This window comes from Phreatobacter sp. AB_2022a, assembly GCF_026847585.1.
Taxonomy (GTDB): Bacteria; Pseudomonadota; Alphaproteobacteria; order Rhizobiales; family Phreatobacteraceae; genus Phreatobacter.
Map to the genome: position 1 here is coordinate 1 of NZ_JAPSET010000017.1, position 14,826 is coordinate 14,826.

Below are 14,826 nucleotides of genomic sequence, written 5' to 3' on the forward strand. Positions count from 1 at the left end.
GACCAGGCCGCGCACCGCGAAACCGGTTGAGGCGGCACCTGAAGCCGGCGCCAGCCCGCCGGAACTGCCGGCCGATGCGGCCGCGCCCGCCGCCCGGCCGCGCCGGCCGCGCGGAAAGACGGCGGGCGAGGGGACTTCCCGCAGCCGCCCGCGCGGCAAGCCGAAGGGCTGAGGCCCCGCGATCGGCTGGTCGCGGCGCCCCGGAGAGCAAGGGCGGGCCCCGATCGCTGCGGTTCCGTTTGAAGCGGACGCGCGGTTCCGCTAAACGGACGCAATCTTTCGCGCGCATCCGCGCTGCCGTTTCGTTTGCCGAGGCCTTTCATGCATCGCTACCGCTCCCACACCTGCGGCCAGTTGCGTTCCACCCATGTGGGCGAGACCGTGCGCCTGTCCGGCTGGTGCCACCGCATCCGCGACCACGGGGGCATCCTGTTCGTCGACCTGCGCGATCACTACGGCATCACCCAGTGCCTTGCCGATCCCGACAGCCCGGCGTTCAAGGCGCTCGAAGCCTGCCGGGCCGAATGGGTCATCCGCATCGACGGCCGGGTGAAGGCGCGCGACGAGGGGCTGAAGAACCCGAAGATCCCGACCGGCGACATCGAGGTGTTCATCACCGATCTGGAAGTGCTGGGCCCGGCAGCGGAACTGCCGCTGCAGGTGTTCGGCGATCAGGAATATCCCGAGGAAACGCGACTGAAATACCGCTTCCTCGACCTGCGCCGCGAGAAGCTGCACAAGAACATCATGACCCGCGGCCAGGTCATCGATTCGATCCGGCAGCGCATGAAGAGCGGCGGCTTCTTCGAGTTCCAGACGCCGATCCTGACCGCGTCCAGCCCGGAAGGCGCCCGCGACTTCCTGGTGCCGAGCCGTATCCATCCCGGCAAGTTCTACGCCCTGCCGCAGGCGCCGCAGCAATATAAGCAGCTCCTGATGATGTCGGGCTTCGACCGCTACTTCCAGATCGCGCCGTGCTTCCGCGACGAGGATCCGCGCGCCGACCGCCTGCCGGGCGAATTCTACCAGCTCGACCTCGAAATGAGCTTCGTGGAGCAGAACGACGTCTTCGACGCTGTCGAGCCGGTCATCCGCGGCGTGTTCGAGGATTTTGCCGAGGGCAAGCCGGTCACCCAGAAGTTCCCGCGCATTCCCTATGCCGAGGCCATGCGCAAATACGGCTCCGACAAGCCGGATCTGCGCAACCCGCTGGTCATGCAGGATGTGTCCGAGCATTTCCGCGGCTCGGGCTTCAAGGTGTTCGCCCGCATGCTGGAAGACGCCAAGAACGAGGTCTGGGCGATTCCCGCGCCCGGCGGCGGCTCGCGCGCCTTCTGCGACCGAATGAATTCCTGGGCGCAGAGCGAGGGCCAGCCCGGTCTCGGCTACATCATGTGGCGCGAGGGCGGCGAGGGGGCGGGGCCCATCGCGAATAATATCGGGCCGGAGCGGACCGCCGCGATCCGTGACGCGCTCGGCGTCAAGGAAGGCGATGCCGCCTTCTTCGTCGCCGGCAACCCCGAGAAGTTCGTGAAGTTCGCCGGCCTTGCCCGCACCAAGGTGGGCGAGGAGCTGAACCTCGTCGACAAGGACCGGTTCGAGCTCGCCTGGATCGTCGACTTCCCCATGTACGAGTGGAACGAGGACGAGAAGAAGGTCGACTTTTCGCACAATCCGTTCTCGATGCCGCAGGGCGGGCTCGAGGCGCTGGAGAACCAGGATCCGCTGACCATCAAGGCGTTCCAGTACGATATCGCCTGCAACGGCTACGAAATCGCCTCGGGGGGCATCCGCAACCATCGGCCGCAGGCCATGGTGAAGGCCTTCGAGATCGCCGGCTACGGCGAAAAGGAAGTGGTAGAGCGCTTCGGCGGCATGTACCGCGCCTTCCAGTATGGCGCCCCGCCGCATGGCGGCATGGCCGCGGGCGTTGACCGCATCGTCATGCTGCTCTGCGGTACGCAGAACCTGCGCGAGATCTCGCTGTTCCCGATGAACCAGCGCGCCGAAGACCTGCTGATGGGCGCTCCTTCGGAAGCGACGCCGAAGCAGCTGCGCGAACTGTCGATCCGCCTCGCGCTCGATCCGAAGGCCTGACGACCATGGGCGAGGCGGGTTTCGAGAGCAGGTTCGTCGCGGCGAGCGATGGGCTGAAGCTGCATGTCCGCGTCTATGGACAGCCGCGCGCCGGCCGCCTGCCGCTCGTCTGCCTCGCCGGCCTGTCGCGCAATGCCGCCGATTTCGACGTCGTCGCACGCGACATCTCGGCGACGCGCCAGGTGATCGCGCCGGACTATCGCGGTCGCGGCCTTTCGGACTGGGATCCCGACTGGCAGCGCTATGCACTGCCGGTCGAGCTTCAGGATGTGCTGACGGTGACGGCCGCGCTCGGTATCGAGCGGGCGGTCTTCCTCGGTACGTCGCGCGGCGGCCTTTTGACCATGGCGATGGCAGCGGTCCGCCCCACCATGCTGGCCGGGGCGATCCTCAACGATATCGGACCGGTCGTCGAGGCCACCGGCCTCGTCCGCATCAAGGATTATCTCGGCAAGCTGCCGGCGCCGGAAACGATGGAGGCCGCGGTCGCGCTGCTGAAGACCATCGGTGCCGGCAAGTTTCCAGGCCTTGCCGAAGCCGATTGGCGGCGGCAGGCCGAAGGCATGTGGACGATGCGCGACGGCCGGCTCGCGGCGGCCTTCGACCCGGCTCTCGCCAAGACCCTGGAGCAGGTCGATCTCGACGCGCCGCTGCCGACGCTCTGGCCGCAGTTCGATGCGCTCGCCGGCGTGCCCGTCATGGTGATACGCGGCGAGCATTCCGACATCCTCTCGGCGGAAACGGTCGCCGCCATGGCGGCCCGGCGCGCCGATCTCGACGTGCTGGACGTGCCGGGGCAGGGCCATGCGCCGCTGCTGGCCGATGCCCGCTCGATCGGCCGGATCGCGGCCTTCGCCGACCGCTGCGACGCGGCGTGAGTCCGGCCGGGAATGCCCGCGCCGGCGGTGCCGACCGCCGTTCGGGCCTCCTCTGCATTCCGATCGTCTTGGCAAGCCTCGATGCGCGCCTTAGTGTCCGCGTCCCCGAGCCTGGATCGACGCCGCGACCGTGAGCATTCCAAACCTTCTCACCATTCTCAGGATCCTGCTCGTTCCGGTGGTGATCTGGGCTATTTCGCAAGGGCGAATGGGGGTTGCGCTTGGTGCCTTCGTCTTCGCCGGCATCACCGACGCGGTCGACGGCTATATCGCCAAGCGCTTCAACCAGCAGACCGAGCTCGGCGCCTATCTCGATCCGCTGGCCGACAAGACGCTGATCGTTTCGATCTACGTGTCGCTCGCCATTTTCGGCTTCATTCCGCCCTGGCTGGTCATTCTGGTCGTCTCGCGCGACTTCATGATCGTCGGCGGCGTGCTGCTCTCCACCTTCGTCGACAAGCCGCTGGCCATCCAGCCGCTCCTGGTGTCGAAAGCGAATACGCTTGCCCAGATCGTGTTTGCGGCGCTGGTCCTGGCCTCGAAGGGCCTCGATCTCGAGCTCGGGCTCGCCATCGGGATCGGCATGTGGGCGGTCGCCGTGCTGACGCTCGTCTCGACGGGCGCCTATCTGGTCGCCTGGGTCAGGCACATGTCGACCTGACGTGCGGCGTCACGGGCCTTGAAACCGCCCTTCGGTCTTGCGACCTTGCTGGCCGGTCGGGTTGTTGGCACGGGGGGGACGGCATTGACGCTTCAACGACAGGTAGGCTTCTGGATCAGCGGCCTCGTCGTGTTGATCCTGGCGCTCTATCTGCTGCGCGGCGTGCTGTTGCCTTTCGTCGCGGGACTGGCGCTCGCCTATTTCCTCAATCCCGTGGTCGGGCGCCTGTCGAAGCTCGGCCTGCCGCGCACGATCGGCGCGCTCGTCGTCATCGGTACCTTCGTCATCGTCTTCATCGGGCTGGTCTTCCTGATCGTTCCGATCCTGGCGAACCAACTCACCGCCTTCATCGCCCGCCTGCCGGGCTATGTCGTGCAGTTGCAGACGCTCGCGACCGAGCAGAACCGCGAATGGCTGCAGAAACTGCTCGGCGAGCGGCTGCCCGACGTCTCGCGCTCGGTCGGCGATCTCGTGTCGCAGTCGGTCGGCTGGGCGGCCGGCTTCCTGCAGGGCCTCTGGTCGGGGGGCGCCGCCTTCATCTCGCTGTTCTCGCTGATCGTCGTGACCCCGGTCGTCGCCTTCTATCTGCTCAATGACTGGCCGAAGATCATGGACCGGGTCGATTCCTGGCTGCCGCTGAAGCACAAGGAGACCATTCTCGGCCTGATGCGCGAGATCGACCAGGCGCTGGCCGGCTTCCTGCGCGGCCAGGCCGCGGTCTGCGGCGTGCTGATGCTGTTCTACGGCATCGCGCTCACCGTGAGCGGGCTGAATTTCGGCCTGCTCATCGGCATTTCCATCGGCTTTCTCAGCTTCATTCCCTATGTCGGGTCCCTGACCGGGCTGATCCTGTCGCTCGGCGTCGCGATCGTGCAGTTCTGGCCGAACTGGTCGCCGGTTGCGATCATCCTCGGCATCTTCGTGGTCGGCCAGTTCCTCGAAGCCTATGTGCTCTACCCGAACCTCGTCGGTGAATCGGTCGGCCTGCATCCGGTCTCCATGATGTTCGCGCTGTTCGCCTTCGGTGCGCTGTTCGGTTTCGTCGGCCTGCTGCTGGCCGTGCCGCTTGCGGCCGCGATCGGTGTCTTGACCCGGTTTGCGATCAAGCAGTACCTCGCAAGCCCGCTCTATACGGGTGTGCCAAGGGAAGGACCGGCGGCGCCGGAAAAGTGACCATGTTCCCGAATGCGTTCCGCGCCGGCCCGCGCCAGATGGCGCTCGATCTGGCTTTGCCCGAAAGCCATGCGCGCGATGACTTTCTGGAGGCGCCGTGCAATGCCGCGGCACTCGCCCTGATCGAGGCCTGGCCGGACTGGCCGGCGCCGTTCGTCGCGCTGGTCGGCCCGCCCGGCGCGGGCAAGAGCCATCTCGGCGCGATCTGGGCCGATCAGGCGGGCGCCCGGCGCCTCGCCGCGCGCGACCTTGCCGCCACCCCGCCGGCCGACGCCCTGGCGACCGGGGCCTTGCTGCTCGAGGATGCCGGACCGAAAACCCCTGAAGTCGCGCTGTTCCACCTGATCAACAGCGCCAAGGAGGAGGGCGCCTTCGTGCTGATGACGGCGCGCGAATTGCCGGTGAGCTGGGGCACGGGCCTGAAGGACCTCGCCTCGCGCCTGCGCGCTCTGCCGGTGGTCGCGCTCGCCGAGCCGGAAGATGCGCTGCTGCGCGCCGTGCTGGTCAAGCTCTTCTCCGACCGCCAGCTCAATGCCGATGCGGAGATCGTCGAATATCTGGCGCGCCGGATGGAACGCTCGCTCGATGCCGCCAGGCGCCTGGTGGCCGAGCTCGATCGCGAGACGCTGGAGACCGGTCGCCGGCTGACCCGGCCGCTCGCCGCCCAGGTTCTGGAGCGGATCATGCAACCAAGCCTGATCTGACCGATTGTTCCCTTTGCAAGAGTTCTCGCGCCGCAAGACTTCTCTTGGACCGCGGTCACAGGGGCGTCATGATGGCAGGTGATGGGTTAGCCCATCGCTTGAGGGACAGACATGGCAACGCTCGAGACCAAGAAGGACGCTCTGGTTCAGGATACCCCCGTCGCATTGCGCGGCGAGGCGCCTGCCGCACCGCGGACGCCTGCACAGACCGAGAAACAGGCGCCGTCCGTCGATCTCCGGCATCAGCCGCAGCGCTTCGTCAACCGCGAGCTGTCCTGGCTGCAGTTCAACCGGCGCGTCATGGAGGAGGCCTCGAACCGCAGCCACCCGCTGCTCGAGCAGCTGCGCTTCCTGTCGATCTCGGCCAACAATCTCGACGAATTCTTCATGGTGCGCGTCGCCGGCCTGCGCGGCCAGGTGCTGGCGGGCCTCACCACGCTGTCGCCGGATGGGCTGAGCCCCGCCGAGGCCCTCGCCAAGATCAGCGACAGCGTCGCCTCGCTCGCCTCCGATCAGCAGCAGCGCTGGCGCGAGCTGCGTGACGATCTCTTCGCCGAAGGCATCGTGCTGGTCGACGCGCCCGACGTCACCAAGGCCGAGCGGGCCTGGCTCGAGGATCATTTCCTCAGCCATGTCTTCCCGGTTCTGACCCCGCTCGCCATTGACCCGGCCCATCCCTTTCCCTTCATCCCCAATCTCGGCTTCACCATCGCCCTGTCGCTGCAGCGCGGCGGCGACGGCCGGGCCATGCGCGCCCTGATCCGCGTGCCGGCCAAGATCGACCGGTTCATCAAGCTGCCCGACATCGCCGATACCGGCGCGCGCCGGTTCATCACGCTGGAGCAGACGGTGGGCCTGTTCATCGGCCGGCTGTTCCCGGGCTATGTGGTGAAGGGGCAGGGTGCCTTCCGCATCATCCGCGACAGCGATCTGGAGATCGAGGAAGAGGCTGAGGATCTCGTCCGGCATTTCGAATCCGCGCTGAAGCGCCGCCGCCGCGGCTCGGTCATCCGCATGGAGGTCGAGGCCGGCATGCCCGACGACCTCAGGCATTTCATCGCCCGCGCGCTCGGCGTGGTTGACGACGAGGTGTTCCGGGTCGAGGGCGTGCTGGCGCTCAACGAGCTTTCGCAGCTCGTCTCGCTCGACCGCCCGGACCTGAAATTCGTGCCCTATGCGCCGCGCTATCCCGAGCGGATCCGTGACCAGGGCGGCGACTGCTTCGCCGCCATCAAGCAGAAGGACCTGATCGTCCACCACCCCTATGAGAGCTTCGACGTGGTGGTGCAGTTCCTCAACCAGGCGGCCCGCGACCCCAATGTCGTCGCGATCAAGCAGACGCTCTACCGCACCTCTTCGGACTCGCCCATCGTCAAGGCGCTGGCGGAGGCCGCCGAGGCCGGCAAGTCGGTGACCGCGCTGGTCGAGCTCAAGGCCCGGTTCGACGAGGAGGCGAATATCCGCTGGGCGCGCGATCTGGAGCGCGCCGGCGTGCAGGTCGTGTTCGGCTTCATCGAGCTGAAGACCCATGCCAAGCTGTCGATGGTGGTGCGGCGCGAAGGCGAGGCGCTCGTCACCTATTGCCACGTCGGCACCGGCAACTACCACCCGATCACCGCCAAGATCTATACCGACCTGTCCTATTTCACCGACGATCAGGTGATCGGCCGCGACGTCGCGCGCATCTTCAATTTCATCACCGGCTATGCCGAGCCGCAGGAACTGGAGGCGATGGCGGTCTCGCCGCTCAATCTGAAGAAGCGGCTGCTCGACCATATCGCCGATGAAATCAGCTTCGCCCGCAGCGGCAAGCCGGCGGCGATCTGGATGAAGATGAACGCACTGGTCGATCCCGAGATCATCGACGCGCTCTATGATGCGAGCCAGGCCGGCGTGTCGATCGATCTCGTCGTCCGCGGCATCTGCTGCCTGCGGCCGGGTCTTGCCGGTCTCTCCGACAATATCCGGGTCAAATCGATCGTCGGCCGCTTCCTGGAGCACAGCCGCATCTATGCCTTCGGCGGCGGCCACGGCCTGCCGCATCCGAAGGCGCGCGTGTATATTTCCTCGGCGGATTGCATGCCGCGCAATCTCGACCGGCGCGTCGAGTCGCTCTGCCCGCTCAACAATCCGACGGTCCACCAGCAGGCTCTCGACCAGATCATGGTGGCCAATCTGAAGGACAACCAGCAGAGCTGGCGGGTCTTGCCGGACGGAAGCTCGGAGCGTATCAAGCCGGCCGACGGCGAGGAGCCGTTCAACGCGCACAAATATTTCATGACCAATCCGAGCCTGTCGGGACGTGGAAAATCGCTCAAGGAATCGTCTCCCCGTCACCTCTCAAGGCGGGCCGAGCGTGGAGCGAGCTGATTTCTTCGAGATCGCGCCTGGCCGGCTGCAGCTCGGCCCGACGATCGCGGTCATCGATATCGGCTCCAATTCCGTGCGCCTCGTCGTCTACGAGGCGCTGACCCGTTCGCCGACGCCGATCTTCAACGAAAAGGCGCTGTGCGGTCTCGGGCGCAACGTCCTGACCAGCGGGCGGCTTGCCGACGAGGCGGTCGCCCGGGCGCTGGCCTCGATCCGCCGCTTCCGCGTGCTGTGCACGCAGCTCAATGTCGGCGAGCTGCATGTCCTGGCGACGGCGGCGGTGCGCGACGCCAAGAATGGGCCTGATTTCGTCGCCGAATGCGAGGCCATCTGCGGTGTTCCGCTGCGGCTCCTGTCGGGCCGGGAGGAGGCGACCTTCGCCGCGCTCGGCGTGGTCTCCGGCACCTACCAGCCCGACGGCATCGTCGGCGATCTCGGCGGCGGCTCGCTCGAACTGGTCGACATCAAGGGCGAGCGCATCGGCGGCGGCGTGACGCTGCCGCTCGGCGGGCTCGCACTGCAGGACACGTCGGGCTATTCGGTCAAGAAGGCCGAGCGGATCGCCGCCAAGACGATCGGCAAGGTCGAGCTCCTGAAGAAGGGCAAGGGCCGCACCTTCTATGCGGTCGGCGGCACCTGGCGCTCGCTCGCCCGGCTGCATATGGCCCAGCGCGGCTATCCGCTCAACGTCATGCACGGCTATTCGCTGTCGGGCAAAGAAATCGCCGATTTCTGCTACCTCGTCAGCCGGCAGCCGACCGATACCATCTCGCGCATCGAGGTGGTCGCGGAGAGCCGGCGGCCGTTGCTCGCCTATGGCGCGCTGGTGCTGGAGGCGGTGGTGCGCGCGGCCAAGGTCGATACCGTCGTCGTCTCGGTGCTCGGCGTGCGCGAGGGCCTGCTCTTTTCCATGCTCGACGACGAGCAGCGCGCCCATGATCCGCTCTTGTCGGCGGCGCGCGAGCTCAGCCTGCTGCGGTCGCGCTCGCCGCGCCATGGCGAAGAGCTGATCGACTGGACCGACCGGTTCATGGAGGTGTGCCACCTCGAGGAGACGGCCGAGGAGCGGCGCCTGCGCCATGCCGCCTGCCTGCTCGCCGATATCGGCTGGCGCGCCCATCCGGACTATCGCGGGGAGCAGAGCCTCAACATCATCGCCCACGCCAATTTTTCGGGCGTCGATCATCCCGGCCGGGCCTATCTCGCGCTTGCCATCTATTATCGCCACGAGGGCATCGTCGACGAGTTCATGTCGCCGCGGATCCGCGAACTTGTCGGCGTCAGGCTGCTCGACCGGGCGCGCGTGCTGGGCGCCGCCATGCGGGTCGCCTACCTGATTTCGGCGGCCATGCCGGGCGTGCTGCCGCGCGCGCCGCTGACGCTCGAGGACCGGCGGCTGGTGCTGACACTGGCCGGCGACCTCTCAGGCCTCTCCGGCGAGCGGCTGGTCAACCGCCTGCGCACCCTCGGCCGGATGGTCGGCCGCGAGACCGAGCTGCGCAGCATGCCGTAACGGGCGGGGAGCGAATAGCGAATGGTAAGCGGGGACAGGAGCACGGTGGTGCGACTGGATCGCTGCCTAAAACATTCCATTCGCCCTTTGCCGTCACCCCGTCTTGCCGGTCGCGTCGAAGCGCTCGCGCGCGGCGACGATTTCGTCATGATAGGCATAGGCCCAGTCGCTGAGCGCCCGGATCGGCCCGAGCAGGGAGCGGCCGAGCGGGGTGAGGGCGTAATCGACACGCGGCGGCACGGTCGGAAAGACGGTGCGCGAGACCAGGCCGTCGCGTTCGAGGCCGCGCAGGGTGAGGGTCAGCATGCGCTGGGAGACGAGGCCGATCCGGTGCTTGAGCTCGTTGAAGCGCAGCGGACCGCCGCCGAGCAGGCGCACGACCAGAACCGCCCATTTGTCGCCGATGCGCGCGAGCACCACCTTCATCGCGGCGCAGTTGCCCGTATGCGGCCAGGAATCGCCCGCCGCGGCATCGGCGCCCACGGTTACATCCATGTGCCCCAGGTCCATGCATGTGCCTCCTTGCGGGCTGCCGTCACGGTTCTCTAGATAGCCTCAGTCACAAAGAGGAACTTAGTGGCTTCGCCGCCGGCCGCAAAGGCCCGGCGCCGACGACGAAGGACGATCAGGAGACCTGCAATGGCCCTCGAGCTGCATGTGATCATCACCAGCACCCGGCCCGGACGCGCCGGGCCGATTTTCGGCAAATGGCTGGAGGGCGTTGCGAAGGCGCATGGCAAGTTCGACACCAAGCTGATCGACCTCGCCGATTTCAACCTGCCCATTTTCGACGAGCCGAAGCATCCGCGGCTCGGCGACTACCAGCATGCGCACACGAAGAAGTGGAGCGCGAGCGTCAAGGCGGCCGATGCCTTCGTCTTCGTCACGCCGGAATACAATTACGGGCCGTCGCCGGCCCTGATCAATGCGCTGACCTATCTTGCCGCCGAATGGAACTACAAGCCGGCCGGCTTCCTGAGCTATGGCGGCATTTCCGGCGGCACCCGCGCCGTGCAGCAGGCCAAGCCGACGCTGACCACGCTGAAGATGATGCCGATTCCGGAAGGCATCGCGATTCCGAATTTTGCCGGCCTGCTCAACGAGGACCGGGAATTCGCCTCCAACGACCTGATCAATGCCAGCGCCCAGACCATGCTTGACGAACTGCACAAGTGGGCGGGCGCGCTGAAGACGCTGCGCTGAGCCTTGGCAAAGCGGCGCGGCCGGGGATTTCCTTGGCCGCGTCATCCCATTAGCCGAGTGGACGGGACTAGCGCTGGGGCCCTAGAAGGCGGCATCATATACAGTCGCATGCCGCCAAGGGCCCCGTTAATGTTCAAGAAGATCCTGATCGCCAATCGCGGCGAAATCGCCTGCCGCGTGATCAAGACGGCGCGCAAGATGGGCATCAGCACGGTCGCGGTCTATTCCGATGCCGATCGCGATGCCGTCCATGTCGAAATGGCCGACGAGGCGGTGCATATCGGCCCGCCGGCCGCCGCGGAAAGCTATCTCGTCATCGACAAGATCATCGCCGCCTGCAAGCAGACCGGCGCCGAGGCGGTCCATCCCGGCTACGGCTTCCTGTCCGAACGCGAGGCCTTCGCCCAGGCGCTGAAGGACAACGGCATCGTCTTCATCGGGCCGAACCCGCACGCCATCGCGGCGATGGGCGACAAGATCGAATCGAAGAAGGCGGCTGCCGCTGCCAAGGTCTCGACCGTGCCCGGGTTCCTCGGGGTCATCGAGGACGAGGCCCATGCGGTGCGGATCTCCAACGAGATCGGCTATCCCGTCATGATCAAGGCCTCCGCCGGCGGCGGCGGCAAGGGCATGCGCATCGCCTATTCGGCCGAAGAGGCGGGGGAGGGCTTCCGCCTCGCCAAGTCCGAGGCGAAGAGCTCGTTCGGCGACGACCGCGTCTTCGTCGAGAAGTTCATCGTCAATCCGCGCCATATCGAGATCCAGGTGCTGGGCGACAAGCACGGCAACGTCATCTATCTGGGCGAGCGCGAATGCTCGATCCAGCGGCGCAACCAGAAGGTCATCGAGGAGGCGCCGTCGCCGCTGCTCGACGAGAAGACGCGCCGCGCCATGGGCGAGCAGGCGGTGGCGCTCGCCAAGGCCGTGAACTACGACTCGGCCGGCACGGTCGAGTTCGTCGCCGGCCAGGACCGCTCCTTCTATTTCCTGGAAATGAACACCCGCCTGCAGGTGGAGCATCCGGTGACCGAAATGATCACCGGCATCGACCTCGTCGAGCAGATGATCAGGGTCGCCTACGGCGAAAAGCTCCAGATCCAGCAAGCCGACGTCAAGCTCAACGGCTGGGCCGTGGAGAGCCGGATCTATGCGGAGGATCCCTATCGCAACTTCCTGCCGTCGATCGGGCGCCTGGTGACCTACCGGCCGCCGGCCGAGGGCAAGGCCGGCGCGGCCATCGTGCGCAACGATACCGGCGTGACCGAAGGCGGCGAGATCTCGCTCTATTACGACCCGATGATCGCCAAGCTCGTCACCTGGGCGCCGACCCGCGAGGCCGCGATCGAAGCCCAGGCCGATGCGCTCGACGCCTTCGCGATCGACGGCATCCAGCACAATATCCCGTTCCTGGCCGCGCTGATGCACCATCCGCGCTGGCGTTCGGGCGAACTGTCGACCGGCTTCATCGCCGAGGAATACCCGGAAGGTTTCGCCGCCCGCCAGCCGGTCGGCGAGCCGGCGGAAGCCATGGCGGCGGTCGCGGCCTTCATCGACCACATGCTCAATGCCCGCAAGCGCCGGATTTCCGGCCAGATGCGCCAGGGCCAGCGCGTCTCGTTCGATCGCGACCGCGTGGTGCTGATGGGCGAGAGCCGCTACGACGTGCAGGTGCTCGACGACGGCGAGAAGATTGCCGTGCGCTTCTTCGAGGGCGCCGGCGGACGGGAGACCGCGAGCCACACCATCGCTTCCTCCTGGGTGCCGGGCCAGCCGGTGTTCACCGGTACGGTGGACGGCAAGCCGGTCAACGTGCTCGTCCGCTCCATTCCGAACGGCCTGATGATCGCCTATCGCGGCATCGCCACCCGCGCCTATGTCTATACCCGGCGCGAGGCCGAGCTTGCCGCGCTGATGCCGGTGAAGGTTGCGGCCGATACCGGCAAGAAGCTGCTCTGCCCCATGCCGGGTCTCGTCAAGTCGATCGCGGTGAGCGTCGGCCAGGAGGTGAAGGCCGGCGAGGCGCTCTGCGTGGTCGAGGCCATGAAGATGGAAAACGTGCTGCGTGCCGAGCGCGACGGCAAGGTCAAGTCGATCGCTGCCAAGGCCGGCGACAGCCTGGCCGTCGACGCCGTCATCATGGAGTTCGAATAAGGGCTGTGAGAAGAGCGTGCGGCCCCTTGCGGCGGCCAAATCGCTCTGCTAGACAGCCGCTCTCGCCGGGCTCGCCCGGCGATGCGGTCGTGGCGGAACTGGTAGACGCGCTACCTTGAGGTGGTAGTTCTTAACCGAGTGGAGGTTCGAGTCCTCTCGACCGCACCAATTTTCGAGAGAGCCCCGGCAGGCGATGGCTTGCCGGGGCTCTCTGCTTTTCGGACGGCGCGCGGGCCGGTGGATGACAGGCGGCCTGCCATGCCGACACCGGCCGCGTCGCCGCCGTTGAAGCCGAGGCCCTGGCCACCGGCCTTGCCGTCCGGACGATCGACGGCGAGGCTGCGTCCGCCGGCAAAACCCATCGCGGCTTTCGTTTTGGAGACGCTGCGACACTTGATGGTCAGCGCGGCCATGACGGCATCCCTGTCCGGCGCGAAGCCGTGTCAAAACGAGCGGCGGTTCACCGGTTTGCCGTCGCCGCGGAATTCGATCCGCATCTCCTGGCGGTCGGTTTCGGCGGTGCAGCTGAGCGAATGAACGACCAGGCCGTCGTCGGAGGCGTTCATCCGGCAGCGGCCGCTGGCCTGGGCGCTCCGCACCTCGCCGCGGCCGGCGCTGATCCGGACCGCGTCGACGAAGAGGACATAGTTGTCGAGGCTCGGCTGGCTGTCGCGGCCGCCGGAGAACGAGATCGCCGTATCGGCCATGGGGAAGGTGAAGGACACCCGGCCGTTCCGGAACTTGGTGTAGACGAAACCGCTGCAGCTGTAGCGCTCCGATCCCACGGAAAAGACCGGGCAGCTGCCGCCGGCGCTGACCATGGTTTGCAGATTGTCGAGATTCTGCGCGCCTGCCGGACCCGCTGCCAGCAGAAGCATGAACAGGCCTGCACCCGATAATCTCATCGCCAGAACGCGCTCCATCGTCACATCTCGAACGGAAACGGGCGGCAGTGCGGATCAATGTCCGAAAAATGACGCGTCGGAATATGGCCTGCCGACTTTGGCGAGACCGCGGCAAGCCGGGGCGGCGAGGAGCGGGCGAGGTCGCCACGGCCCCGCGGCGGTCCGATGACGGCTCTCCTCCGGACAGAGAATGGTTCCGATCTCCGTCCGTCCCTAGCGTGGCGGGTGCTGGGCTGAAGAGTTTTCGACGTTCTGCGCCGGCGGTTCGTGAACGCGGGTCAAACCGACGAGAGGGAGAGAGTTTGGTGACTGCGAGACGCAATTTTGCCCTGGCGGGCTTGGCGACATTGGCATTGGCCGGGCCGGCAACGGCGGCTGATATCGGCGGGCCGCCCGCGGTGATGGCCGAGACCACAACCTTCGGCGGGTTCAACTGGAACGGCTTCTATGTCGGCGGCCATCTCGGCGCCGGCCATCTGGCGTCCGAATACACCTATCTGACGACCCCGCTGCCGATTCCGATCGATGCCCTCGCGGCGCAGGGCTTCAGCCGCTCGGTCGGCGGGGTCCTCGGAGGCATCCAGCTCGGCTATCTCTGGCAGGTGTCGCGGGCCGCGGTGCTGGGTGTCGAAGGCTCGGCTTCGTTCGCGACGACCAGTTCGAATTTCCTCACGCCTGCCAGCGTGACGGTTTGGGGCGCTCCCGACAGGTTCCGCGTCTCCAACACCTTCCTCGGCAATGTTTCGGTCCGGGCCGGCCTCGGCATCGATCGGGCTCTGCTGTTCGGCAAGGTCGGCATGGCCGTCGGCACTTTCGGCTTCCGCCAGGCGGATCCGGTCGCATCGATCCATGCTTCGGCATCCACGACCCGCGTCGGCCTCCTGCTCGGCGCCGGCGTCGAATATGCACTCTCCCCGAATTGGACGATCGGCGCCGAATACAACCTCAACTATTTCGGGCCCTTCGCCCGGACGACCTCGGGCACGACGACGCCGTTCAGCTATCGCACGGATGCGAGCGTGCATGTCGGCAAGATCACGCTGAACTACCTGTTCTCGACCGGCCCGACGGCGATCGCTGCGCGCTACTGATGCTGAAACGTCGCTGAGGTCCAAGCGGCGGCGGACAGGCAACTGCCCGCCGCCGTTCGCGCATCCGACGGCTGGGGAAT

General features: G+C 66.7%; 12 protein-coding genes and 1 tRNA gene. 11 read left to right on the forward strand and 2 right to left on the reverse strand.

The features are described 5' to 3' along the window. Nucleotides 1-321: 321 nt before the first annotated feature. The 7 genes from aspS (at nucleotide 322) to ppx (ending at nucleotide 9,396) form a co-directional block, all read left to right on the forward strand. A complete protein-coding gene (aspS, locus tag OZ671_RS13980; protein ID WP_268861322.1) occupies nucleotides 322-2,097 on the forward strand; it encodes an aspartate--tRNA ligase in 1,776 nt (591 codons plus the stop codon). Nucleotides 2,098-2,102: 5 nt separating this feature from the next. Further along, a complete protein-coding gene (locus tag OZ671_RS13985) occupies nucleotides 2,103-2,975 on the forward strand; it encodes an alpha/beta fold hydrolase (RefSeq protein ID WP_268861323.1) in 873 nt (290 codons plus the stop codon). 130 nt (nucleotides 2,976-3,105) lie between these two features. After that, nucleotides 3,106-3,636, forward strand: a complete 531-nt coding sequence (locus OZ671_RS13990; protein WP_038311639.1) for a CDP-alcohol phosphatidyltransferase family protein — start codon at nucleotides 3,106-3,108, stop codon at nucleotides 3,634-3,636. A gap of 84 nt (nucleotides 3,637-3,720) precedes the next feature. Continuing rightward, nucleotides 3,721-4,809, forward strand: a complete 1,089-nt coding sequence (locus OZ671_RS13995) for an AI-2E family transporter (RefSeq protein WP_268861324.1) — start codon at nucleotides 3,721-3,723, stop codon at nucleotides 4,807-4,809. 2 nt (nucleotides 4,810-4,811) lie between these two features. Beyond that, nucleotides 4,812-5,513 (forward strand): HdaA/DnaA family protein, encoded by a 702-nt coding sequence (locus tag OZ671_RS14000; protein ID WP_038311641.1) that lies wholly within the window; start codon nucleotides 4,812-4,814, stop codon nucleotides 5,511-5,513. A gap of 111 nt (nucleotides 5,514-5,624) precedes the next feature. Beyond that, nucleotides 5,625-7,883, forward strand: coding sequence for an RNA degradosome polyphosphate kinase (locus OZ671_RS14005; RefSeq protein WP_268861325.1), 2,259 nt, complete (start codon nucleotides 5,625-5,627; stop codon nucleotides 7,881-7,883). Next, a complete protein-coding gene (gene ppx, locus OZ671_RS14010) occupies nucleotides 7,870-9,396 on the forward strand; it encodes an exopolyphosphatase (protein ID WP_268861326.1) in 1,527 nt (508 codons plus the stop codon). The genes OZ671_RS14005 and ppx overlap by 14 nt, the downstream gene beginning before the upstream one ends. Nucleotides 9,397-9,489: 93 nt before the next feature. On the opposite strand, the gene OZ671_RS14015 is transcribed toward ppx, so the two are convergent. Continuing rightward, the gene (locus tag OZ671_RS14015; protein WP_268861327.1) at nucleotides 9,490-9,906 is read right to left on the reverse strand and encodes a winged helix-turn-helix transcriptional regulator; all 417 of its coding nucleotides are present in this window, start codon (nucleotides 9,904-9,906) and stop codon (nucleotides 9,490-9,492) included. Nucleotides 9,907-10,035: 129 nt separating this feature from the next. On the opposite strand from OZ671_RS14015, the gene OZ671_RS14020 reads away from it, so the two are divergent. From OZ671_RS14020 to OZ671_RS14030, 3 genes are all read left to right on the forward strand, one after another. Beyond that, a complete protein-coding gene (locus OZ671_RS14020) occupies nucleotides 10,036-10,599 on the forward strand; it encodes an NADPH-dependent FMN reductase (protein WP_268861328.1) in 564 nt (187 codons plus the stop codon). Nucleotides 10,600-10,728: 129 nt separating this feature from the next. Then, complete coding sequence (locus OZ671_RS14025; protein ID WP_268861329.1) at nucleotides 10,729-12,750, forward strand: acetyl-CoA carboxylase biotin carboxylase subunit; 2,022 nt, start codon at nucleotides 10,729-10,731, stop codon at nucleotides 12,748-12,750. A gap of 83 nt (nucleotides 12,751-12,833) precedes the next feature. Continuing rightward, nucleotides 12,834-12,918 (forward strand) — tRNA-Leu (locus OZ671_RS14030). Nucleotides 12,919-13,193: 275 nt separating this feature from the next. Here OZ671_RS14030 and OZ671_RS14035 read toward each other — a convergent pair. Continuing rightward, nucleotides 13,194-13,628: a hypothetical protein gene (locus OZ671_RS14035; RefSeq protein ID WP_268861330.1), complete on the reverse strand. Its 435-nt coding sequence runs from the start codon at nucleotides 13,626-13,628 to the stop codon at nucleotides 13,194-13,196. 332 nt (nucleotides 13,629-13,960) lie between these two features. On the opposite strand from OZ671_RS14035, the gene OZ671_RS14040 reads away from it, so the two are divergent. Then, entirely contained in the window at nucleotides 13,961-14,746 is a 786-nt protein-coding gene (locus tag OZ671_RS14040; protein WP_268861331.1) for an outer membrane protein, read from the forward strand. Nucleotides 14,747-14,826 lie beyond the last annotated feature (80 nt).

Coding starts and splice junctions, on each gene's coding strand:
- aspS (WP_268861322.1), top strand. CDS start 322: ATGCATCGCTACCGCTCCCACACCTGCGGCCAGTTGCGTTCCACCCAT.
- OZ671_RS13985 (WP_268861323.1), top strand. CDS start 2,103: ATGGGCGAGGCGGGTTTCGAGAGCAGGTTCGTCGCGGCGAGCGATGGG.
- OZ671_RS14000 (WP_038311641.1), top strand. CDS start 4,812: ATGTTCCCGAATGCGTTCCGCGCCGGCCCGCGCCAGATGGCGCTCGAT.
- OZ671_RS14005 (WP_268861325.1), top strand. CDS start 5,625: ATGGCAACGCTCGAGACCAAGAAGGACGCTCTGGTTCAGGATACCCCC.
- OZ671_RS14015 (WP_268861327.1), bottom strand. CDS start 9,906: ATGGACCTGGGGCACATGGATGTAACCGTGGGCGCCGATGCCGCGGCG.
- OZ671_RS14020 (WP_268861328.1), top strand. CDS start 10,036: ATGGCCCTCGAGCTGCATGTGATCATCACCAGCACCCGGCCCGGACGC.
- OZ671_RS14025 (WP_268861329.1), top strand. CDS start 10,729: ATGTTCAAGAAGATCCTGATCGCCAATCGCGGCGAAATCGCCTGCCGC.
- OZ671_RS14035 (WP_268861330.1), bottom strand. CDS start 13,628: ATGCTTCTGCTGGCAGCGGGTCCGGCAGGCGCGCAGAATCTCGACAAT.